The 21,223-nt window shown below is 71.5% G+C and carries 20 protein-coding genes; 16 read left to right on the top strand and 4 right to left on the bottom strand.

Annotation, left to right across the window (positions count from 1 at the left end; translation table 11 throughout):
- Positions 1-11: 11 nt before the first annotated feature.
- Positions 12-2,186 carry a transglycosylase domain-containing protein gene (locus tag C8P69_RS04255; protein WP_245901862.1) on the bottom strand — a complete coding sequence of 725 codons (2,175 nt, stop codon included), beginning with the start codon at positions 2,184-2,186 and terminating at the stop codon, positions 12-14.
- A gap of 148 nt (positions 2,187-2,334) precedes the next feature.
- On the opposite strand from C8P69_RS04255, the gene C8P69_RS04250 reads away from it, so the two are divergent.
- From C8P69_RS04250 to C8P69_RS04230, 5 genes are all read left to right on the top strand, one after another.
- A complete protein-coding gene (locus C8P69_RS04250) occupies positions 2,335-2,823 on the top strand; it encodes a YcgN family cysteine cluster protein (protein WP_108174639.1) in 489 nt (162 codons plus the stop codon).
- A 220-nt stretch (positions 2,824-3,043) separates the two neighbouring features.
- Positions 3,044-4,879 carry a hypothetical protein gene (locus C8P69_RS04245; protein ID WP_108174638.1) on the top strand — a complete coding sequence of 612 codons (1,836 nt, stop codon included), beginning with the start codon at positions 3,044-3,046 and terminating at the stop codon, positions 4,877-4,879.
- A gap of 167 nt (positions 4,880-5,046) precedes the next feature.
- Complete coding sequence (locus C8P69_RS04240) at positions 5,047-6,861, top strand: hypothetical protein (RefSeq protein WP_146167284.1); 1,815 nt, start codon at positions 5,047-5,049, stop codon at positions 6,859-6,861.
- A gap of 20 nt (positions 6,862-6,881) precedes the next feature.
- A complete protein-coding gene (locus C8P69_RS04235) occupies positions 6,882-7,319 on the top strand; it encodes a DUF1330 domain-containing protein (protein ID WP_108174636.1) in 438 nt (145 codons plus the stop codon).
- Between the two features lie 287 nt (positions 7,320-7,606).
- Positions 7,607-7,897, top strand: coding sequence for a HigA family addiction module antitoxin (locus C8P69_RS04230; RefSeq protein WP_108174635.1), 291 nt, complete (start codon positions 7,607-7,609; stop codon positions 7,895-7,897).
- A 3-nt stretch (positions 7,898-7,900) separates the two neighbouring features.
- Here the strand turns inward: C8P69_RS04230 and cueR are convergent, their stop codons facing one another.
- Positions 7,901-8,335: a Cu(I)-responsive transcriptional regulator gene (gene cueR / locus C8P69_RS04225; protein WP_108174634.1), complete on the bottom strand. Its 435-nt coding sequence runs from the start codon at positions 8,333-8,335 to the stop codon at positions 7,901-7,903.
- A gap of 131 nt (positions 8,336-8,466) precedes the next feature.
- Between cueR and C8P69_RS04220 the strand changes: the two genes are divergently transcribed.
- The 11 genes from C8P69_RS04220 (at position 8,467) to C8P69_RS04170 (ending at position 19,103) form a co-directional block, all read left to right on the top strand.
- Entirely contained in the window at positions 8,467-10,926 is a 2,460-nt protein-coding gene (locus tag C8P69_RS04220; protein ID WP_108174633.1) for a heavy metal translocating P-type ATPase, read from the top strand.
- 500 nt (positions 10,927-11,426) lie between these two features.
- Positions 11,427-11,618, top strand: coding sequence for a CsbD family protein (locus tag C8P69_RS04215; RefSeq protein WP_108174632.1), 192 nt, complete (start codon positions 11,427-11,429; stop codon positions 11,616-11,618).
- 159 nt (positions 11,619-11,777) lie between these two features.
- Positions 11,778-12,266, top strand: a complete 489-nt coding sequence (locus tag C8P69_RS04210; RefSeq protein WP_108174631.1) for a hypothetical protein — start codon at positions 11,778-11,780, stop codon at positions 12,264-12,266.
- A 19-nt stretch (positions 12,267-12,285) separates the two neighbouring features.
- Positions 12,286-13,512: a DNA-packaging protein gene (locus tag C8P69_RS04205; RefSeq protein WP_420541382.1), complete on the top strand. Its 1,227-nt coding sequence runs from the start codon at positions 12,286-12,288 to the stop codon at positions 13,510-13,512.
- Positions 13,513-13,996: 484 nt separating this feature from the next.
- Positions 13,997-15,148, top strand: a complete 1,152-nt coding sequence (locus tag C8P69_RS04200) for a phage portal protein (protein WP_108174629.1) — start codon at positions 13,997-13,999, stop codon at positions 15,146-15,148.
- 301 nt (positions 15,149-15,449) lie between these two features.
- A complete protein-coding gene (locus C8P69_RS04195) occupies positions 15,450-15,671 on the top strand; it encodes a hypothetical protein (protein WP_108174628.1) in 222 nt (73 codons plus the stop codon).
- 118 nt (positions 15,672-15,789) lie between these two features.
- The gene (locus tag C8P69_RS04190) at positions 15,790-16,323 is read left to right on the top strand and encodes a retropepsin-like aspartic protease family protein (protein WP_108174627.1); all 534 of its coding nucleotides are present in this window, start codon (positions 15,790-15,792) and stop codon (positions 16,321-16,323) included.
- Positions 16,324-16,362: 39 nt separating this feature from the next.
- A complete protein-coding gene (locus tag C8P69_RS04185; protein ID WP_108174626.1) occupies positions 16,363-16,560 on the top strand; it encodes a hypothetical protein in 198 nt (65 codons plus the stop codon).
- Positions 16,557-17,024, top strand: coding sequence for an HK97 family phage prohead protease (locus tag C8P69_RS04180; protein ID WP_108174625.1), 468 nt, complete (start codon positions 16,557-16,559; stop codon positions 17,022-17,024). The genes C8P69_RS04185 and C8P69_RS04180 overlap by 4 nt, the downstream gene beginning before the upstream one ends.
- Positions 17,025-17,438: 414 nt before the next feature.
- A complete protein-coding gene (locus tag C8P69_RS04175) occupies positions 17,439-18,695 on the top strand; it encodes a phage major capsid protein (RefSeq protein ID WP_108174624.1) in 1,257 nt (418 codons plus the stop codon).
- Positions 18,696-18,770: 75 nt separating this feature from the next.
- Positions 18,771-19,103, top strand: coding sequence for a DUF6968 family protein (locus C8P69_RS04170; RefSeq protein ID WP_108174623.1), 333 nt, complete (start codon positions 18,771-18,773; stop codon positions 19,101-19,103).
- A gap of 438 nt (positions 19,104-19,541) precedes the next feature.
- On the opposite strand, the gene C8P69_RS04165 is transcribed toward C8P69_RS04170, so the two are convergent.
- Complete coding sequence (locus C8P69_RS04165) at positions 19,542-20,396, bottom strand: trypsin-like serine protease (protein WP_108174622.1); 855 nt, start codon at positions 20,394-20,396, stop codon at positions 19,542-19,544.
- Entirely contained in the window at positions 20,396-21,139 is a 744-nt protein-coding gene (locus tag C8P69_RS04160) for a S1 family peptidase (protein ID WP_146167283.1), read from the bottom strand. The genes C8P69_RS04165 and C8P69_RS04160 overlap by 1 nt, the downstream gene beginning before the upstream one ends.
- Positions 21,140-21,223: the final 84 nt, after the last annotated feature.

Here is a 21,223-nt window from a genome sequence, read left to right as displayed (position 1 = left end):
CGCTTGGCCGGTCATCGCGTGACGGAGCCGGAGGGCGCCGCCGACAACGGGCCCGGGCGGCTCTCCGCCGCATCGCGCAGCATCAGGTCGATGCGGCCCAGCACCTCCATCGAGCGGCGCGACAGCGACTGCGGGCGATCGGCGATGCCGGCCTGGGGCAGCGGGGCGGCCGAGGGCGCCCCGGCCGGAGCCTGCGGGGCGGTCGACAGGCCGAAGATCGGCCGGCGATCGAGGCCCTGATGGGCGGTGGTCATGATCTGCGAGAAGGTCATGGCGGGCAGGGAGCCGCCGGTCATGCGGTTGGTCTCGGAATAATCGTCGTTGCCGTACCAGATGCCCGTGACGAAGTGGCTGGAATAGCCGACAAAGAGCGCGTCGCGGTAGGAGTTGGTCGTGCCCGTCTTGCCGCCGACCTGCACGCCCTGAACCTGCGCGCGGCGGCCGGTTCCCGATTCCACCACGCCGACCAGCATGCCGTTCATGTCGGCGGCGACCTGCGGCGTGAACACGCGCTTTCGCGGCGGCAGGTCGCGATCGGCGCGCCAGACGAGTTCGCCGGCGGAATTGCGGATCTCCACCGCCGCATGGGGCTGCAGCGCGAGGCCGCCGGAGGCGAAGCTGCCATAGGCGGTGGTGAGCTCGACCAGCGTGATCTCCGCCGCGCCGATCGGCATCGGCGCCGTGTCGGTGATCGGCCGCGTCACGCCCATCTCGCGGGCCGTGGCGATGATCTTCTGCCGGCCGATGCGGCTGTCGCCGCGACCCATCTGCTGGGTGAGGATCACCGGGATCGAGTTGATCGACCGGACCATGGCCGAGGTCACGGTGGTCGAGCCGGAGAAGCTGCGGCCGTAATTCTGCGGGCACCAGTTGCCAAGGCAGATCGGCCGGTCGACCACGATGGACCGGCTGTTGATGAGGCCCTCGCGCATCGCCGTGCCGTAGACCAGCGGCTTGAACGAGGAGCCGGGCTGGCGCATGGCCTCGGTGGCCCGGTTGAACTGGCTCGCGCCATAGTCCCGGCCGCCGACGATGGCGCGCACCGTGCCGTCCACCTCCATCACCACCGCCGCGGCCTGGCTGGCGCCATAGTCGCTGCCGTACTGGCGCAGGATCTGGTCGACCGAGGTCTCCGCCTGCTTCTGGATGGCGAGGTCGAGGCCGGTCCGCACGGTCAGCACCCGGTCGACCAGCGAGGGCGTCGCGGCGACGAGGCGCTTCACGTCCTCGAAGGCGTAGTCGAGATAGTAGTTGGGGACGGCGTCGTCCTTGCGGTCGACGGGGGTCGCGGGATTGCGCCGCGCGCCGAAGACCTGGCCCTCGGTCATGAAACCGGCCTCGACCAGGTTGTCGAGCACGGTGTTGGCGCGGGCGCGCGCCGCCGGCAGGTTGACGTGGGGGGCAAAGCGCGTCGGCGCCTTGAACAGGCCGGCGAGCATGGCGGCCTCGGCCAGCGTCACGTCGCGCACCGACTTGCCGAAATAGTATTCCGAGGCGGCTTCCGCCCCGAAGGCGCCGCCGCCCATATAGGCGCGGTCGAGATAGGTCTTGAGGATCTCGTTCTTCGTCGCCCGCGACTCCAGCCACAGGGCGAGGAAGGCCTCCTTGATCTTGCGCTCGATGGAGCGCTCGTTCGACAGGAAGAGGTTCTTGGCGAGCTGCTGGGTCAGCGTCGAGCCGCCCTGCACGACGCCGCCGGCCCGCGCATTGGTGGCGATGGCGCGGAAGGTGCCGATGACATCGATGCCGTAATGCTCGAAGAACCGCCGGTCCTCGGTGGCCAGCACCGCCTTGATGAGGTGGTCGGGGAACTCCTCCAGCGGCACCGAATCGTTGAGGCGGATGCCGCGCCGGCCGACCTCGTTGCCATAGCGGTCCTGGAAGACGACCGAGAGCTCGGAGGGCTTGCGCCAGTCCTCCGCCGTGTCGCGGAAGGCGGGGATGGCGAGCATCAGGAGGACGAGCAGGCCGCCGGTGCCGAGCGTCATGCCCTCAGAGGCGATCTCGGCGAAAACGCGCTTCCAGCCATAGACCTGAACGCGGTCGGCGAGGTCCGCGAGCCTTTCCCACGCGCGACCGATCGCCCCGGCGAGCCGGTAGGCGCCATCGTTCAGCCGCGCATCGAGGTCGAGGAAGAAGCGCTTGAGGGCGCTTCCCCACCCGCCGCCGGGAGTGAGATCGGTCAAGCCGGAACGCCTTTCTGGGCAGGCCCTTGACGATGTGCTTACCATATCGGAGATCGGCGGGGTGAGCCAACGGCCTCGCGCCGTCTCCACCGTTCTCTGACAAGAGGGTTACCGGCCGGGCGTCGGGAACGCCCGCGGGAGGGCCGCCATGGCCGACGACACAGCGGGCGAGGGGCCGCATGCCCCGCCGTTCTGGCGGGACAAGCCCCTGGAGGCCATGACCGACGCGGAATGGGAGAGCCTGTGCGACGGCTGCGCCCGCTGCTGCCTCAACAAGCTCGAGGACGAGGACACCGGCGAAATCCATTTCACCTCGGTGGCCTGCACGCTCCTCGACGGCTCCTCCTGCCGCTGTAGCGACTATGCCAACCGCCAGCAGCGCGTGCCGGACTGCGTCCGCCTGACGCCGGAGGAGGCGCGGACCCTGCCCTGGCTGCCGCCCACCTGCGCCTATCGCCTCGTTGCCGAGGGCCGCGACCTCTACTGGTGGCATCCCCTCGTCTCCGGCGACCCCGAGACGGTCCATGCCGCCGGCATTTCGGTGCGCGGCCGAATCACCGCCTGGGAGCACGACCTGACGGAGTTGCAGGAACTGGAACATCACCTTGCGGAATGGCCGGGCCGGGCGCCCGACTGACGCATGGGCAGGCGCCCAAACGGTTCTATCGAAGCGACAGGGATACCGTTAGGGCACGGTTTTTGTGATCGGATTGTTACGGAATAGGGGTATCCAGTTACCCTAAAAGGCTAGCCTTCGCCGATACGGGCAGTTACCCAGAAACATGTTGTGACACGGCCGCATCCGCACAGATGCGTGACGGGTGGCAACCTGCGCACCCTGAACCGACGGCCATGGCATGACCTCGACGTCGCCTCCCACCGCGTGGGCCCGCTCCGAACGGGACAGCGAAGTCGTCGCCCACGCACCCGCCGGACGGCGCGGCCAGGGCCGGCCGCTCATCGCCGGCGAGGATGTCGCGCCGCTCGCCCTTCTCGCCCTCGCCTGGCTGGCCGCGATCCTGATCATCGATCCGCGCGGCTCGATGGTCTTCATCGATGACTGGGCCTATCGCCGCTCGGCCGCCGAACTCGCCCTCACCGGAACCTTCGCGCCGCATCCGTGGTCGGCCGCGAACATTCTGGGCCACACCGTCTGGGGCGCCGCCTTCGTCCGCGTCCTCGGCGACCAGCCGATGGCCTACACCGCCTCGACGCTCGTGCTCGGCTATCTTGGCGGCGCTGCGCTCTATCTCTGGCTGCGCCAGGTCGGGACGGGCAGGGCCCTCGCCCTGTTCGCCGCCGGCTGCCTCCTCGCCAATCCCATCTATCTCGCGCTCTCGGTCACCTTCATGACCGACGTGCCCTATGCCGCGGTGCAGACGCTCGCCCTGCTGCTGCTCGGCACGGCCCTCGCCTCGGGCCGTCCGCTTCTCGCAGCCGCAGGATGGGTCGTTGCGGTCTTCGCTCTGTCCTGGCGGCAGGTGGCGCTCGCCATCCCCCTCGCCATGGCCGTCGCGCGGCTCGTCACGGCGCCGCGACGCCTGACGGTCCTCGGCCTTGCCATCCTGCCCGTCCTCGCTTTCCTCGTCCTACAGCGCGGCTACGAGGCGAGCCTTGCCGCCGCCGGCATCATCCCGCTGCAGTTCAACTTCAACGCCGAGGAGATCGGCCAGCTCCTGCGCGGCCCCGTGGCCCGCCTCGCCGTGACCGCCGCCCTCGGCATCGTCTATGCCCTGCTCTATCTCGGCCTCTTCGGGCTGCCGGTCATCATCATCGCCTATGCCGCCATGGCCCGCGGGCTCGGCCGCCGAGCGCTTGCCCTCCATGGCGCGGTGGCGGCCGCCACGGCCGGCATTGCCGGTCTGCTGTTCTTCGTCTTCGGCGATCCCATGCCGCTCTGGGGCGACGTCTTCGGCCGTTGGGGGCTAGGCCCGGACCACCACCATCCCGAGCCGCCCTTCGCCTGGTCGGTCGGGCTGACGCTGGCCTCCGCCGCTGGCGGCTTCATGGGCCTGTCTGTCCTCATCCTCCGGCTCGTCCAGGTCTGGCGCGGCGACCGGCGCGATGCGGTGATCATCCACCTCACCCTGGCCTTCGCGGTCGGCCTCGCGCTCTACGCGCCGATCCCGGTCATGCCCTCGCGCTTCGACCGCTACATCCTGCCGATCCTGCCCTGCCTCTTCCTCGTCCTGCTGGCCGTTCCGCGGGGCGAACCGTCCTTCACGCCGCGACGGGCCGGTCCCCTGGCCGTCGCGCTCGCCTGCCTCACGCTCGCCGCCTTCGCCGGCTGGGCCATTGCCGGAACCCATGACTATGTGGCGACATCCCGGGCGCGCCAGGCCGGCCTCGACCAGGCGCTGGCCCTTGGCGAGCCGCGGGAGCGGATCAATGCCGGCTGGGTGCTGAACGGCCGCGACCTCTATGGACAGATCGGCACGCCGCGCGGCACCACATCGGTGGGCTCCTGGCATGGCGACCCGGCCATCGTCGTCGATGTGCTGCGCTACAACGGCTATGAGACGCTCATCCGGATCCCGGTGTCCCGCATGATCCCCTGGCGCGGCAGGCATGACGGCTCGGTCCTCGTCCAGCGACGGCGGCCGGGGGTTGGAACGCTCATCGGTCCGCCCTCCTATGACGAGCTGAAACTGCCGGCCTTCGGTCTGGCCGACGAGCCGCCGCCTCCGCGCTAGCGCTCCGATCCGACGCGCCCCGCGGCCTTGAGCCTTCCGTTACGTGCAGTCGAGGGCTGCACGGCCGGATGAGGTGACGGCGCGGCGCTTCTGCTACTCACGGTAGAAGAGTGAAACGCATTGCGCCGGGGCGTCGCATCCGGCCCCATTTGTTTTGATCAGCAGGCATGACATTGCACCTGTCCCCGCCGGCCGCCGAGCGGCTGGAGCCTCGCCGGGACCGCGCCCTGGGCGCACCACGCCAGACCATCGCCGCGGTCCTCGCCTCGGGTGACGCCAGGGCTCTTGGGGGGCTGCTGGTGCTCTGGCTCGCCGCCATCCTTCTCGTGTCGCCGGGCGGCACCGATGCCCATATCGACGACTGGGCCTTCCGCTTCTCGGCTTCTGAGCTGGCCGATCATGGCCGTTTCGTCCTGCACGACTGGGTGGCGCCGAACCTCCTCAGCCATATCGCCTGGGGAGCGCTGTTCACCCAGCTCATCGCCGACCGGTCGCTCGCCTTCACCGCCTCGACCCTGGTGCTCGGCTATGGCGGCGGGGCGGCGATCTATCTCTGGCTGAGGGCGGCGCGGGTCATGCCGGCCGCCGCCTTCCTCGGGGCCGCCTGCCTTGTCGCCAACCCCATCTATCTCGTCCTGTCGTTCACCTTCATGACCGATGTGCCGGCCACGGCCGTGCAGGTCATGGCGCTGCTCCTGCTCGGCACCGGGGCGACGTCGCCTCGGCCCTGGCTCTCCGGTATCGGCTGGGCCCTCGCCCTTGTCAGCCTCGGCTACCGGCAGACGGCGATCGCCATTCCCGTCGGCGTGGCCGCGGCGCGATGGCGGCGCCTGCCGCTGTCCGGCCGTCTCGCCCTGGCGGCGATCCTGCCCATCCTCGCCTTCATCGCCCTGCAGGCCCTCTACCAGCTCATCCTGGCCGAGACCGGCCGAACGCCGGTCCAGCACAACTTCAACGCCGCCGACATCCGGACCCTGGCGGCCTCGTCATGGCCGGCCCTCCTCGAGCATGTGGCCCTCGGGCTCGCCTATGCCTTCTTCTATCTGGGGCTCTTCGCCTTGCCGGTCGTGGTCATCGCCTATCCGGCCATGGTGCGCGGACTGGCGCCGCGGACGGCGATGGGCGTCCATGCGGGCGTCGCCGTGCTGGCGCTCGCGGCTGCGGGCCTGCTCCTCCTCGTCTTCGGCGACACCATGCCGTTCTGGTACCATGTCCTCGGTCGGTGGGGCCTTGGCGGCGACCATGCGGACCAGGGACAGCCCCACGCCGTCGCCCTGGCCCTGTCGCTGGCCTCGGCCGCCGGTGGCGCCATGGGCCTTGCCGTCCTCGTCCATCGCCTCGTCCAGCTCTGGACCGCCGATCGCCGCGACGCCGTCGCCTTCAACGTGACGCTGGCGCTGACGGTCGGCGTCGTCCTCTACGCGCCGATCCTAATCATTCCGGCGCGCTACGACCGCTACATCCTGCCGGTGCTGCCCTGCCTCATCCTGGCGCTGCTGGCGCAGCCGGGCGCGGCTGCCGTCCGTCCGAAGGCGGGCCGCGTCTGGCCCGGCCTCGCGGCCGTGCTGGTCATCGCCTTGGCCGCCTGGTCATTGGCCGGCACCCGCGACTTCCTCGCGATCTCGCGGGTGCGGCAGGAGGGGCTCACGCTTGCCATGGGGCTTGGCGAGCCGCGCGAGCGGATCAATGCCGGCTGGGTGCTGAACGGCCGCGACCTCTATGGTCAGGTCGGCTCGAAGGCGGGCGCGATCAGCCCGCGCTCCTGGGTCGCCGACCCGGTCATCGTCGTCGATGTGGTGCCCTATCACGGCTACGAGACGGTCGCCCGGCTGCCCGTCCGGCGGATCATCCCGTGGCGGGGCGCCGGCGACGGCTCGGTCCTTGTCCAACGGCGGATGGCGGGGCTGGGTGCCTTCATCGGCCCCCCGTCCTATGATCAGCTCTCGCATCCCGAATTCGGACGGGGCCGAGAGCGAGACTGAGCCATGAGCGAGACTGAGCCATGAGCGACACCGAGACCGGTCACGTCGATCCCACCAAGGAGCGGTTCGCGCTGTTCAAGGACCTGCCGCGTGACGAGCCGGTCCACATGCTCAACCTCGTCAGCCTCAAGGCCGAGGCCACTTATCCCGACGGCCGCAAGGCCACGGGCCGCGAGGCCTATGCCGCCTATGGCCGCGAGAGCGGGCCTGTGTTCCGCGGGCTCGGCGGCCGCATCGTCTGGTCGGGCCGGCCGGACCTCATGCTGATCGGCCCCGAGGCCGAGCGCTGGGACATCGCCTTCATCGCCGAATATCCCTCCGGCCAGGCCTTCATCGACATGATCCGCGATCCCGCCTACCGCGAGGCGGTGAAGCACCGGCAGGCCGCGGTGGCGGATTCCCGCCTCGTCCGGATGAAGCCGGGCAATCCCGGCGCGGGGTTCGGCGAGGAGGGGTGAGCGAGCGGGGAGGGCGTCCGCCCTTCAAGCCCCACCCTCACCCTCCCCTCTGGCGAGGGGAGGGAGACCATGGCGTTCTGCATCAACCGGTACCGTTCACCTGGCCCACCCCCGATCAACATCGCAATCGCCGTTTCATTTGAACGGCTGGGCGAGCCGCTCTGCCTCCGGACGTGGAGCGGCATAGCGGTCTCCCTCCCCTCGCCAGAGGGGAGGGTGAGGGTGGGGCATTGGGGTCAGCTCGGTGCGGTTTTCTGGTACAATTCTCATCACTGAGGAGGCGAACCATGGCCCGCACCGTTCCGATGCCTCATCCCGGCGAGGTCCTGCGCGAGGAATTTCTCGAGCCCATGGGGTTGTCGGTCTATGCCCTCGCCAAGGCCATCGGCGTGCCGCGCAGCCGCATCAATGAGATCGCCCGCGGCCGGCAGGGCATCTCCGCCGCCATCGCCTTGCGCCTCGGCAAGGCCTTCGATGTCGATCCCCAGTGGTTCATGAACATGCAGACGAAATACGATCTCTGGGTCGCGTCCGAGGCTGCCGATCTGTCGGGGATCGAGCCGGTCCGCGCTGCCTGACCCTCACGCCGCCCGTCGCCGCGCCTTCACCGGCGCCGCAGGAGCCGGCTGGTGGTCGCCGAGTTCCTCGATGATCGGGCAGGTGGCCCGCGCGCCCTTCTCGCAGGAGCCGACCAACGCCTTCAGCGTGCCGATCATGTCCTGGAGTTTCCTGGCCTGCTCCTCCATCTCCTTCAGGTGGGTGCGGGCGATGGCGCGGACATCGGCATTGGACCGGCCGGCATCGCTCCACAGCGCCAGCAGCGAGCGGATCTGGTCGATGGAGAAGCCGAGGTCGCGGGCCCGCCGCACGAAGCCGAGGCGGTGCACGTCCTCCGGGCCGTAGTCGCGATAGCCGCTCTCCCGCCGCCCGGCGGCCGGCAGGAGGCCGATCTGCTCGTAGTAGCGGATCATCTTCGCCGAGACGCCGGAGGCGCTCGCAGCCTGGCCGATGTTCATGGAGGCTCTCCCTCGCTCTGGCGCTGGATCAATGCGGCGTCCGGCGGGTTCTCCCACAAGGACGGATCGTCGCTTGACCTTCCAATGATGGGAAGGATTACACCTCGCCGCAAGAGTGAAGGAGACCGGCCATGACCGATCACAACCATGCGGCTCACGACCACGGCCCCGGCGCGCCGAAAGCCACCGGCAGCTGCTGCGGTGGCAAGCATGATGACCATGCCGGTCACGACCATGCCCATGCCGGCCATGCTCATGCCGGCCATGCTCATGCCCACCACCACCCCGCGGCTCCCGCCGGCCAGGTGATCGATCCGGTCTGCGGCATGACGGTCGATCCCGCCACCACGCCCCACAAGACCACCCTCGACGGCGTCGAGCACTATTTCTGCTCGGCAGGCTGCGTCGTGAAGTTCCGCAAGGACCCCGCCCGCTACCTCGACCCGGCGAGCGCCCCGGCCGCCGAACCCGTCCCGGAGGGCACCGAGTTCACCTGCCCGATGCATCCCGAGATCGTGCAGGTCGGCCCCGGCTCCTGCCCGATCTGCGGCATGGCGCTGGAACCGATGATGGTCACCGCCGATGCCGGCCCCAACGAGGAGCTGATCGACATGACCCGCCGGTTCTGGGCGGGCCTGGCGCTCGCCCTGCCGGTCTTCGTGCTGGAGATGGGCTCCCACGTCTTCGGCTGGGATCCGCTGCCCCACGGCTGGTCGCCCTGGGTGCAATTCGCCCTCGCCACCCCGGTCGTGCTCTGGGCCGGCTGGCCCTTCTTCCTCCGCGGCTGGCAGTCGGTCCAGACCGGCCACCTCAACATGTTCACGCTGATCGCCATCGGCACCGGCGTCGCCTGGACCTATTCCGTCGTCGCGACCCTGGCGCCGGGGCTCTTCCCCGCCGCCTTCCGCGACCATCACGGCCAGGTCGCCGTCTATTTCGAGGCGGCCGCCGTCATCACCGTGCTCGTCCTGCTGGGACAGGTGCTGGAGCTGAGGGCGCGCGATGCGACGTCCGGGGCGATCCGAGCCCTGCTGGACCTCGCGCCGAAGACCGCCCGCCGCATCGTCGCCGACGGCAGCGAGGCCGAGGTGCCGGTGGAGGAGATCGCCGTCGGCGACCGTCTGCGCATCCGCCCCGGCGAGAAGGTGCCGGTGGACGGCACGGTGGAGGAGGGCCGCAGCGCCGTCGACGAGAGCATGGTCACCGGCGAATCCATGCCGGTTACCAAGGAGCCCGGCGACCGCGCCATTGCCGGCACGCTGAACCGCTCCGGCGGCCTTGTGATCGCTGCCGACAAGGTCGGTCGCGACACGATGCTGGCGCAGATCGTCCAGCTCGTCGCCACGGCCCAGCGGTCGCGGGCGCCGATCCAGCGTCTCGCCGACCAGGTCTCCGGCTATTTCGTGCCGATCGTCCTGGCGGTCGCCGTCCTCGCCTTCGCCGTCTGGGCGATCTTCGGGCCGCCGCCGCAGCTCGCCTTCGCCTTGGTCGCGGCGGTCTCGGTGCTGATCATCGCCTGCCCCTGCGCCCTCGGCCTCGCCACGCCCATGTCGATCATGGTCGGCGTCGGCCGCGGCGCGGCCGCCGGCGTGCTCATCCGCGACGCCGCGGCGCTGGAGCGGCTGGAGAAGATCGACACGCTCATCATCGACAAGACCGGCACGCTGACTGAAGGCCGTCCCGCCGTCACCGCCGTGGTGCCGGCCGAGGGCTTCACCGAGGACGAGGTGCTGCGCATCGCTGCCGCCATCGAGAAGCCCTCCGAACATCCGCTGGCCGAGGCCATTGTCCGCGAGGCCGAGCACCGCGCCATCGCCGTGCCGCGCGTCCTCGGCTTTGATTCGCCCACCGGCAAGGGCGTGATCGGCATGGTGGAGCGCAAGCGCGTGACGCTCGGCTCGGCTGCCTTCCTCGCCGAACTGTCGGTGGACGCATCGCCCCTCGCGGCGCTGGCCGACGAGCTGCGCAAGGACGGCGCGACGGTGGTCTTCCTCGCCGTCAACGGCCGCGTCGCCGGCATCATCGCCATTGCCGATCCGGTCAAGGCGACGACCCCGGCGGCGCTGGCCGCGCTGCGCGAGGAGGGCATCCGCATCGTCATGCTCACCGGTGACAACCGGACCACGGCTCAGGCCGTCGCCCGCCAGCTCGGCATCTCCTCGGTCGAGGCGGACGTGCTGCCCGAAGGCAAGGCCGATGTGGTGGCGCGCTGGCGGTCTGAAGGTCGCGTCGTCGCCATGGCCGGCGACGGCGTCAACGATGCCCCCGCGCTCGCCGCGGCGGATGTCGGCATCGCCATGGGTACCGGCACCGACGTCGCCATGGAGAGCGCCGGCATCACCCTGGTGAAGGGCGACCTCCTCGGCCTCGTCCGGGCGCGGCGGCTGTCGGAGGCGACCATGGCGAACATCCGCCAGAACCTCGTCTTCGCCTTCGCCTACAACGCCCTCGGCGTTCCGGTGGCGGCGGGGCTGCTCTACCCCGCCTTCGGCCTCCTGCTCTCGCCGATGATCGCCGCTGCCGCCATGTCGCTCTCCTCGGTCAGCGTCATCGGCAATGCGCTGAGGCTGCGGGCGGTGAAGCTTGGGTGAGGGCGGGGTCGAAGGGGCGCTGAACGGCCCCCTCACCCTTCCCTCTCCCCGCTGGGGAGAGGGGGACTGTGACGTCCAGCGTGTGCCGAAGTCGATATGCCAGGCCCAGCCGTTGCCGATGATGCCCGACGCTGTCGCCCCCTCTCCCCAGCGGGGAGAGGGAAGGGTGAGGGGGAGGGTCCCAAATCGTCGGGAGCCCAGTGCCAGGCCCAACCGTCACCCATGAAGCGGAACGCTGTTGCCCCCTCTCCCCGGCGGGGAGAGGGAAGGGTGAGGGGCAGGGCCCCTCCGATCGTGAAGACCCCTGCCAGGCCCAACCGTCACCCATGAAGCGGGACGCTGTTGCCCCCTCTCCCCAGCGGGGAGAGGGAAGGGTGAGGGGGAGAGAGCCCGACCAGCCATCCCCATCCCCGCATCCCCAGAGGTCACGACCCCGTGAGGGAACCATTCCCAGGCCCATCGGTTGTTCAGGCGACACCCCCGCAACGAGGAGAATCGCCATGAGCAGCACCACCGACAAGATCAAGGGCATGGCCAACGAGGCCATGGGCAACGTCAAGCAGGGCGTCGGCAAGGCCATTGACAACAAGGAATTGCAGGCGAAGGGCAAGATGCAGGAGCTGAAGGGCGAAGGCCAGCAGCTCAAGGGCGACGCCAAGGACGGCATCAAGAAGGTCGTCGACCGCGCTTGACCCTATCCCTAGGAAAATAGGCCTTGACAGCGTGACGCTGCTCGGCTAGGTTTCCGCCATGTTCGAAAACTGCGCCCGGCCGGGGAAACCCGCGCCGGGCGTCGTCGTATCCGGGCCTTCCCTCGCGAGGTCCGGCCTCCCGTTCCGGACCCGCCCGCCATGACCGCTCGCCTCAACCGCGCCGCGCCGGAAACGGCGTCGGCCCGTCCCGACACGTCCAGTCCACCCATGCCCCTCGCCGCGTCCCGTGCGGCGCCCGCTGCCGCCGCCCCACCGGCCGGCGGCAGGGTCGCGGGCACCGCGCCGCCCGAGCCCTCCCATATCGGCAAGCCCTGTCCGGGCCTTGCCGACTGCCCGGAGCGGCCACGCCTGGTACGCCGCCTCTTCGCCGCCGCCGAGCGCGAGATCGACACGCTGGAGGCTACGCTGGGTGGCACGTCATCGACCGCCGCCCGCCGCCTCGGCGCGCTCGCTACCGCCCTCGACCGCCTCGCTGCCCTCGACCGCAAGGCGCTGGCCGCCGCCCGCGATCCTGCCGGAGATGCCGATGCCCCGCCCGTCGCCGCGCCTGTGGACGCCGAAGCCTGGGCTGAGGCGCTTGCGGCGCAACTTGCTCCGCGCCAGCCCGGAGAGGGTGGCCAGCGTTGACCCGCTGGAGATCATTCGGATGCGGGCCACCTGGCCGCTCTTCGCCCGGCCCGAGCAGATGCCGCCGCGCGGCCGCTGGCGCATCTGGGCCTTCATCGGCGGTCGCGGCGCCGGCAAGACCCGCGCCGGGGCCGAATGGGTCCACGGCATCGTCCATGGCCGCGATGATTTCGGGCCGCGCTGCGGTCGCATCGCCCTGGTCGGCGAGACCATCGACCAGGTCCGCGAGGTGATGGTGGAGGGTGTCTCGGGGCTGCGCGCCTGCGGCTTTCCGGCCGAGCGGCCGCGCTTCGAGCCCTCCCGTCGCCGGCTCGTCTGGCCGAACGGGGCTGTCGCTCACGGTTTCTCCTCGGAGGATCCGGAGGCGCTGCGCGGCCCGCAATTCGATGCCGCCTGGGCCGACGAGGCCGGCAAATGGGTGCAGGCCGAGGCCACCTGGGACATGCTGAGCTTCGCGCTCCGCCTCGGCACGCTACCGCGCGCCCTCGTCACCACTACGCCGCGGGCGACGCCGCTGATGCGCCGCCTGCTGGCCGACCCCGACACGGTCGTCACCCGCTCGGCCATGGCCGCCAATGCCGCCAATCTCGCCCCCGGCGTCGTCAAGGCGCTGATGGCGCGCTATGGCGGCACGCGGCTCGGCCGGCAGGAACTCGACGGCGAGCTGATCGACGACCGCGAGGGCGCGCTGTTCTCCCGCGAGGCCATCGAGGCCCAGCGCGTGGCCGTGGCGCCCGCCCTGAAGCGCATCGCGGTGGCGGTCGACCCGCCCGCCTCGCACCGCAAGGGCGCGGATGCCTGCGGCATCGTCGCCTGCGGCATCGACGCGGAGGGCACGGTCTTCGTGCTGGCGGATGCGAGCGCCGAAGGGCTCAAGCCCCACGAATGGGCGGGCAGGGCGGCGGTGCTGTTCCGCCGGCTCGAGGCCGACGCCCTGGTGGTCGAGGTCAACCAGGGCGGCGACATGGTGGCGGCGGTGATCGGCGAGGTGGCGCCCGACGTGCCGGTGACGCCGGTGCGGGCGGCGCGGTCGAAGCACCTGCGCGCCGAGCCGGTCGCCGCCCTCTATGCGCAGGGGCGCGTCCGGCATGCCGGGCGGTTCCCGGCACTGGAGGACGAGCTGGCCGATTTCGGCCCCGATGGCCTGTCCAACGGCCGCAGCCCCGACCGGCTCGATGCGCTGGTCTGGGCGGTGACGCATCTGGCGCTCAGGCCACGGGCCGAAGCGCGGGTGAGGGGGCTTTAGGGGACGGTTTCGGACCGGGGCGCTGTTCCGCCCCTCACCCTTCCCTCTCCCCGCAGGCGGAGAGAGGGGGAATTCGACGTCGCGTCCGTTCTCGCCCGGCGTGCCAGGCGGAGCGGGTCGATGCGTCGGCGCGACGCCGTTGCCCCCTCTCCCCGGCGGGGAGAGGGAAGGGTGAGGGGCCAGGGAGCACAGACCTCCCGGCTTCTGCCCAACCGTTTGCGCCTTTTTCGGTATGCCCCACCCCGACCCTCCCCTCTGGCGAGGGGAGGGAGATCGGGCACCGCCGTACCGCGATAGCCTCGCTGATGCAGCACGCGCGCTGACGACTCCCATGCCGGCCGCGGGTTGGGCCTGGCGCGACGGCGTCGACCGCCCGCGCCGCCGTGGTCTCCCTCCCCTCGCCAGAGGGGAGGGTGCGGGTGGGGCCTTCCGCCCGCTCCACTGTCCCATCACCGTGTTCCTCCCGCCCCTCGCGGAGCCCCCCATGTCCTTCCTCTCCCGTCTCCTCGGCGCCCCCGAGGCGAAGCGGTCGCGCACGGCCGCGCTCGTCGCGCTGTCGCCGCTCGGCCGGCCCGCCTGGTCCGCGCCCGAGCCCAAGCGCTTCCATGGCGAGGCGCTGGCGAAGAACCCGGTCGCCGCCCGCGCCGTCGCCCGCGTCGCCCGCGCCGCGGCCGAGATCCCCTTCCAGTTCACGCAAGGCGGCACGGATGCCTCCGCCCACCCGGCCGCGCTGCTCATCGAGCGGCCGAACGAGACCCAGGACCGCGTTGCCCTCGCCGAGATGCTGGCGACCCATCTCCTCCTCACCGGCAATGCCTATGCGGAGGCGGTGAGCGTCGAGGGCCGGGTGCGCGAGCTTCACGTCCTGCGCCCGGACCGGATGCGCCTCGTGCCCGGCGCCGACGGGCGGCCTGCGGCCTACGACTACGAGCTCGACGGCCGGTCGCTGCGCTTCGTGCAGGAGGGCGCGGTTCCGCCGATCCTCCACCTCACCCTGCCGCACCCCTTCGACGACCATTTCGGCCTCGCCCCGCTGGTAGCTGCAGCCGCCGCCATCGACATCCACAATGCCGCCACCGCCTGGACCAAGGCGCTGCTCGACAATGCCGCGCGGCCCTCCGGTGCTCTGGTCTATTCGGGCGGCGACGGCACGCTCACCGAGGAGCAGTACGAGCGGCTGAAGGCCGAGCTGGCGGAGGGCTTTTCCGGCGCGCGCAATGCCGGCCGGCCGCTGCTGCTCGAGGGCGGGCTCGACTGGAAGGCGCTGTCGCTCTCGCCGAAGGACATGGATTTCATCGCGGCCAAGCACGGCGCGGCCCGCGAGATCGCGCTCGCCTTCGGCGTGCCGCCGCTCGTGCTCGGCATTCCCGGCGATGCAACTTATGCCAACTACCAGGAGGCCAACCGCGCCTTCCACCGCGACACCGCCCTGCCGCTCGCTCGCCGCATCGTCGGCGCGCTCGCCGGTTGGCTGGTGCCGGAGGGAACGCTTCAGGCGACGCCCGACGAGGACGCCATCGGCGCGCTCCATGCCGAGCGCGAGAGCCTGTGGCGGCGCATCGGCGCGGCGGGGGTCCTGTCGGAGGGCGAGAAGCGCGAGGCCCTTGGCTATCCGCGGCAGAAGCCGGGGGTGTGAGGAGCGTCGTCGGCTGTCAGGGGCGCTGGATCCACCTCTCCCCGGCGGGGAGAGGTCGGCCGAAGGCCGGGAGAGGGGGCGATGGTCCCCGAAAGGCTCCCCCTCTCCCGCCTCGCTGCGCTCGTCGACCTCTACCCGCCGGGGAGAGGTGGGGGCAGCGTCTTGGCCTCTCGGCAACGGTCCTGCCTGGCACCTGCGTCACCGATGAGGCTCGCCGTCGAAGTCCCCCTCTCCCCGCTCGCGGGGAGAGGGAAGGGTGAGGGGCCAGCAGCCATCTCCCCCCCACCCCGAAAGGACCACCATGCTCCCCCAGGGCGCCGAACCCGTCGTCCGCGCCTTCATCGAGCGCGCCGACATTGCCGCCCTGGCGCTGTTCATGTGGGCCGCGGTCACCACCGGCCTGCTGGTCTGGACCCTGAAGGAGCTCGCCGCCGCCAACCGCCGCTTCGACGCCTTCGTGCGCGAGCTCGCCCGCTTCAACGAGCGCGCCGGCCGCGCCCGCAGCCCCCGCGAGGACGAATGACCCCATTTGTCTCAAATGCCGTTGACCGCCCCTTCACCCTGCCCACAGGCGGCGCCGCCGCCTTAACGCCTCGCCAAGGACGCGTCCGCCAGCATGGCCGCGCACGGAGCCTGCCGCCATGCTGCCGAAAGCCTTCCTCCTCTTCATGCTGCCGATCGCCGGCCTCGCCGTGCTGCGCCCCGACGCCTTCGAGACGCTGCTCGGCGCCTCCGGCCATCGCGCGCAGCAGCAGGCGGCCGCGGTCACGCCCGCCGCCACGCCGGCCGGCGGCAATGGCGGCTATCCGTCCAAGCGCCTCTATGCCGATCGCGACGGCCATTACCGCGCCCGCGCCCGCCTCGACGGCCGCACCTTCGACGTGATGGTCGACACCGGCGCCACCATCGTCGCGCTGACCTGGAGCACGGGCCTCGACCTCGGCCTCGTCCGGCCGGGCATGACCATGGACGCGCCGATGCAGACCGCCAACGGCCGCGTTCTCGGCAAGCGCGTCACCATTCCGCGCCTCGAGGTGGAGGGCCTCTCCGTCGCCTCCGTCGACGCGGTGGTGCTGCCCGCCGGGGCGCTGTCCACCAACCTGCTCGGCATGAGCTACCTGTCGCGGCTCCGCCGTTTCGAATTCGCCCAGAACACCCTGCTCCTCGAGCAGTGAGCGCCCTCCCGCGGGAGGGCACAGCCCGCGGGACCTGCCATGATCGACCGCCTCATCCACCGGCTCCGGCCGGAGCGCACCCCCGTGCCCGAAACCGACCCGATCCGCCGCTTCGTCGAGACGCTTGCGCGGCTGGAGGAGAGCCGGCCGCCGCCGGTGCGGGGCGGGGGAGGGCGGATCAGCGCCCTCGACCTTGCTCGCGCGCCCGTCGTCCGCCTGCCGCGGAGGCGCCCATGAGCGCCGCGCTCCACCGCTTCGCCGCCGCGCCGACGCGGCTCGATCCGGCCACCGGGATCTTCACCGGCTATGCCTCGCTCTTCGGCATTCCCGACGCCCAGAACGACGTGGTGGAGCGCGGCGCCTTCGCGGCCTCGCTGCTGCGCCGCGGCACCGGGGGCGTCCGGATGCTCTGGCAGCACGATCCGGCCGAGCCCATCGGAACCTGGCTGAGTATCGCCGAGGACCCGGTGGGGCTTCGCGTCACCGACCGCCTCGTCACCGCGACGGCGCGGGGCCGCGAGGCGCTCGACCTCCTCGCCGCCGGCGCGGTGGACGGGCTCTCCATCGGCTTCAAGGCGGTGCGCGCCGAGCGCCGCCGCCGCGACGGACCCCGCCGGCTCCTGGAGGTCGATCTCTGGGAGGTCTCGCTCGTCACCTTCCCGGCCCTCGCCGGGGCGCGGGTGACGCGGGTCGCGGCGTGATCCCTCATCCTATGGTCCGCCGCCACCGCCCACTTCTCTCCGGCGGGGAGAGGTCAAGCGCAGCCCTCTCCGCGTCATGGCCGGGCTTGTCCCGGCCATCCACGACTTGAACAGTACCGTCAAACGAGAAGTCGTGGATGCCCGGCACAAGGCCGGGCATGACGGTTGAGGGTCAGGAGCGCTTTCGGTGAGGCCGCCACCACCACCTCTCCCCGGCGGGGAGAGGTCGGCCGCAGGCCGGGAGAGGGGGCCTGAGCTCCTCCGCGCTCTCCCCCTCACCCGCCTCGCTATCGCTCGGCGACCTCTCCCCGCCGGGGAGAGGTGAGCGGCGCCGCCGTCGCACCCGAACCGTCTGGGGCCCCGCCATCGCGCGGGGCTTTTTGCGTTTCCACCCCCTCAAACCCCGAGGACCCCATGCCCGAGATCCACGCCGATGTGTCGCCCGAGACCAAGACCTTGCTGCCCCACGAGGCGCAGGTGACCCACCACGAGGTCATGCGCCTGTTCGAGACCTTCAAGGAGGCCAATGACACCCGCCTCGCCGAGATCGAGCGGCGCGCCGCCGATGTCGTCACCGAGGAGAAGCTCGCCCGCCTCGACCGGGCGCTCGACGAGCGGCTCGCCCGCCTCGACCGCCTGGTGCTGGAGGCCCGCCGGCCGGCGCTCAGCCCCGAACGTCGTGACGCCCGCGCCGGCGCCAGCGAGCACAAGGCCGCCTTCGAGGCCTATATCCGCTCCGGCGAGACCGGGGCCTTGCGCGCGCTCGAGACCCGCTCGCTCTCCGTCGGCTCCGGCCCGGACGGCGGCTATCTCGCCCCGCCGGAGATCGAGACGACGGTGACGCAGCGGCTCTCGGCGCTCTCGCCGATCCGCGCCATTGCCGGCGTCCGGCAGGTCTCGGGCGCCATCTACAAGCGCCCCTTCGCCAAGGCGGGCCCGGCCACCGGCTGGGTCGGCGAGACCGCGGCCCGCAGCCAGACCGACGCGCCGCTCCTCGCCGAGCAGGTCTTCCCCGCCATGGAGCTCTACGCCATGCCGGCGGCGACCCAGTCGCTGATCGACGATGCGGCGGTGGACCTCGAGAGCTGGATCGCCGGCGAGGTCGAGACCGTCTTCGCCGAGCAGGAGGGCGCCGCCTTCGTCCATGGCGACGGCGTCAACAAGCCGACCGGCTTCCTCACCCAGACGCTGGTCGCCAACAGCGCCTGGGAATGGGGCAAGATCGGCACCGTCGCCAGCGGCGCGGCGGCGGGCTTCCCCGAGGATGACCCGGCCGACGTGCTCTTCGACCTCGTCTATGCGCTGAAAGCCGGCTACCGCCAGAACGGCCGCTTCGTCATGAACCGCAAGACGCAAGGCGCGCTGCGCAAGATGAAGGACGGGGCGGGCGCCTATGTCTGGGCCCCGCCGGCCCAGGCGGGCGGGCAGGCGAGCCTCTTCACCTTCCCCGTCACCGAGGCGGAGGACATGCCGGACATCGCGGCGGGCGCGACGCCCATCGCCTTCGGCGACTTCCGCCGCGGCTATCTGGTGGTCGACCGGGTGGGCCTGCGCATCCTGCGCGATCCCTATTCCGCCAAGCCCTACGTGCTGTTCTACACGACCAAGCGCGTCGGCGGCGGGGTGGCGGATTTCGACGCCATCAAGCTGATGAAGGTGGCGGCGGGGTGATCCGGCATCGGCCGGACTGATCGGCTCCGGCGGGCGGGTCTAGGGTTTGGCCCGGCCCATCCGCCGGAGGTCGCCATGGTGATCGGCACGCGGGTTCTGACGCTGCGCACGGAGGCGGGCGAGGTGCCCGTGCCGGTGGCGCTGCATGGGCCGGTGGAGGATCATCTGGGCTGGGGCTGTCGCTACGAGATCGGCTGGCCCGCGGGTCCAGTGACGCAGACGATCTATGGCATCGATGCGTTACACGCCGTCGATCTCGCCATGCAGAAGGTCGGCGCGGATCTTCATGGCAGCGAGGCTCACGCCGAAGGGCGTCTCTCGATGGCCGGGCGGAAAGGCTATGGTTTCCGGATGTCGAGACGGCTTCGGATGAGCTTCGGCCTGCCCGCGGACGATCCGGACGATTGACGGTCGGCCCCGGCGGGCCATGCCGCGGGAAGGGCTTTGCCGGGGCACGGCGAATGAGGCTTTGCCGCGCCCCTCACCGCGTCATGCCCGGCCTTGTGCCGGGCATCCACGAATTCTCGAAGGGCGGTGTTCAAGTCGTGGATGGCCGGGACAAGCCCGGCCATGACGGTAAGGGTGTGCTTCGTTCGGCGACCGTCGGCGCTTTGGCCCAAGCCCCACCCTGACCCTCCCCTCTGGCGAGGGGAGGGGACCACGACCGACCGCATCCTTCGGAATCGTTGAGCCAAGCCCAGCCGCAGCCATTGCGCCGGCCGGGCGTGGTTCAACGGCTGAGGATGCTGTGAGAGGCCAAAGTCTCCCTCCCCTCGCCAGAGGGGAGGGTGAGGGTGGGGCATGTCGTTCCACACCCCGGCGTCTCGGTCAGCCGCCTAGCCTGCCTCAATTCCCGCCGCGATCCAGCCGCGCCCAGGGCGGCAGGCCCTGGCGCTCCGGCGCGCGGGGCGGCGGCAGGGTCGCGACCACCGGGTTCGGCGGGGCCACCGCCTCGCCGTTGGCCATGGCGCCGCGGATCCAGCCGGCGATGCCGACCACCGGCATGGCCACCGTCAGCGAGCCGCAGCCGCGCGTCTCCGGCGGGCCGGAGACGAGGCTGACGACGCCGACCACGCTGCCGCCGGCCATGGCGGGGCCACCGGAATCGCCCTGGCAGGCCGAGGGGCCGAAGCCGCGCGAGAGCCGCTGCAGGTCGCCGAGCGCGGTGTAGCCCGAGGGCGAGCGCTGGAGGACGGGCAGCACCACGCGGCGCAGCTCGCCGGCGCTGCGCATGTTGTCGAGCTGCTGCCGGCCGAAGCCGGCAATGGTGACCCGGCTGCCGGGGGCGGGATCGCGCGTGCCGATCGGCGCCGGGCCGAAGCCGGCTGGGGGAAGGTCGCGCATGGTCAGCACGGCGACGTCGATGGGCGCGGTGCGGCCGCCCTGGGCATTGACGCCGGGATGGCCGGCGGCCGCCACGACGGGGGTCAGCGCCACGATGCGCCCCTGGCGGATGAAGGCGACGACGGCGAGCCGCGCGCCGGCCACGCAATGGGCGGCGGTCAGCACGGTGCGTCGGCCGATCAGCGTGCCGGTGCAGCCATTGGCGTCACCGGTGACAATGAGCACGGAGGAACGGGCCAGGGCGTCGCCCGGCGGCACCGCCTGCCCGCCGATGATGGCATTGGCCGGCGTCGCGGCCGCAAAGGCCGCAGCCATGGCGCCGAGAACGAGAGATCGTGCGGGGGACACGACAGGCATCAGGAACCTCCAAGGCCGCGAGCGGCTTCCTCGATCCAGCGACGGTGCGGGGCGACGGGGACGGTGCCGGTGAGTGCGCCGCAACGCGCAGTGCCCCGTCCCGTCGTCCAGCTGACAATGCCCGATACGACCGGGCGCCCCGCTTCGGATGCATAGACCGGACCACCGGAATCGCCGGTGCAGGCGCCGAGCGCCTGAGGGCCGGGGCCGGTGAGCCGCACCTGATAGGTCGAGGGACGGCCGGTGACGGTGAGGGCGGCTGCCCTCAGCGTGCCGGCGCTGCGCCCGTCGCCTTCCGCTGCCGGGCCGAAACCGACGAGGCGGATGGATGTTCCGGGCGTCGGCAGGCCGCCGCCGGCAAGGCCTGCGGCGCGGCGGCCCTGGCCGATGGGCTGCGCGGTGCGGACCACCGCGAGGTCCACCGCCGTGCGCCGCGCCTGCCAGTCCGCCCGCCGGTATTGCGGGTGGACGCGGCTCTCGACGACCTCGTTGATCAGCGGCTGGCGCCCTGCGCCGAAGACCAGCACGGCGATGCGGCCGGCACCGTCGACGCAATGGGCGGCGGTCAGCACCAGCCGATCGCCGATGACGGCGCCGGTGCAGAAGCCCTGGTTGCCGGTGATCATCACCGTTTCCGCGGCTGCCGGATCGCCGGCGCCGACGGGTGACCCGCCGATGACGGCGAAAGCCGGGGCGGGGGAGAGACAAACGAGCGCCGCGAGCGCCCGGGCGGAAGCCTGCACGTGAACCTCTGAATCCCAGGGAACGGGTGAGCGAACGGGGTGAGGGCGAGAAGGCCCCGCCACCGCCCGCCCTGTCAACCCGAG

The sequence above is a fragment of the Phreatobacter oligotrophus genome (genome assembly GCF_003046185.1).
Lineage (GTDB): Bacteria > Pseudomonadota > Alphaproteobacteria > Rhizobiales > Phreatobacteraceae > Phreatobacter > Phreatobacter oligotrophus.
Note: the sequence above shows the minus strand (reverse complement) of the source record. Positions and strands in the feature narration are given on the sequence as shown.

What these genes read in the sequence shown, in the direction of transcription:
- C8P69_RS04250 (WP_108174639.1), top strand. Translation starts at nt 2,335, where the DNA reads ATGGCCGACGACACAGCGGGCGAGGGGCCGCATGCCCCGCCGTTCTGG.
- C8P69_RS04245 (WP_108174638.1), top strand. Translation starts at nt 3,044, where the DNA reads ATGACCTCGACGTCGCCTCCCACCGCGTGGGCCCGCTCCGAACGGGAC.
- C8P69_RS04240 (WP_146167284.1), top strand. Translation starts at nt 5,047, where the DNA reads ATGACATTGCACCTGTCCCCGCCGGCCGCCGAGCGGCTGGAGCCTCGC.
- C8P69_RS04235 (WP_108174636.1), top strand. Translation starts at nt 6,882, where the DNA reads ATGAGCGACACCGAGACCGGTCACGTCGATCCCACCAAGGAGCGGTTC.
- C8P69_RS04230 (WP_108174635.1), top strand. Translation starts at nt 7,607, where the DNA reads ATGGCCCGCACCGTTCCGATGCCTCATCCCGGCGAGGTCCTGCGCGAG.
- cueR (WP_108174634.1), bottom strand. Translation starts at nt 8,335, where the DNA reads ATGAACATCGGCCAGGCTGCGAGCGCCTCCGGCGTCTCGGCGAAGATG.
- C8P69_RS04220 (WP_108174633.1), top strand. Translation starts at nt 8,467, where the DNA reads ATGACCGATCACAACCATGCGGCTCACGACCACGGCCCCGGCGCGCCG.
- C8P69_RS04215 (WP_108174632.1), top strand. Translation starts at nt 11,427, where the DNA reads ATGAGCAGCACCACCGACAAGATCAAGGGCATGGCCAACGAGGCCATG.
- C8P69_RS04210 (WP_108174631.1), top strand. Translation starts at nt 11,778, where the DNA reads ATGACCGCTCGCCTCAACCGCGCCGCGCCGGAAACGGCGTCGGCCCGT.
- C8P69_RS04205 (WP_420541382.1), top strand. Translation starts at nt 12,286, where the DNA reads ATGCGGGCCACCTGGCCGCTCTTCGCCCGGCCCGAGCAGATGCCGCCG.
- C8P69_RS04200 (WP_108174629.1), top strand. Translation starts at nt 13,997, where the DNA reads ATGTCCTTCCTCTCCCGTCTCCTCGGCGCCCCCGAGGCGAAGCGGTCG.
- C8P69_RS04195 (WP_108174628.1), top strand. Translation starts at nt 15,450, where the DNA reads ATGCTCCCCCAGGGCGCCGAACCCGTCGTCCGCGCCTTCATCGAGCGC.
- C8P69_RS04190 (WP_108174627.1), top strand. Translation starts at nt 15,790, where the DNA reads ATGCTGCCGAAAGCCTTCCTCCTCTTCATGCTGCCGATCGCCGGCCTC.
- C8P69_RS04185 (WP_108174626.1), top strand. Translation starts at nt 16,363, where the DNA reads ATGATCGACCGCCTCATCCACCGGCTCCGGCCGGAGCGCACCCCCGTG.
- C8P69_RS04180 (WP_108174625.1), top strand. Translation starts at nt 16,557, where the DNA reads ATGAGCGCCGCGCTCCACCGCTTCGCCGCCGCGCCGACGCGGCTCGAT.
- C8P69_RS04175 (WP_108174624.1), top strand. Translation starts at nt 17,439, where the DNA reads ATGCCCGAGATCCACGCCGATGTGTCGCCCGAGACCAAGACCTTGCTG.
- C8P69_RS04170 (WP_108174623.1), top strand. Translation starts at nt 18,771, where the DNA reads ATGGTGATCGGCACGCGGGTTCTGACGCTGCGCACGGAGGCGGGCGAG.
- C8P69_RS04165 (WP_108174622.1), bottom strand. Translation starts at nt 20,396, where the DNA reads ATGCCTGTCGTGTCCCCCGCACGATCTCTCGTTCTCGGCGCCATGGCT.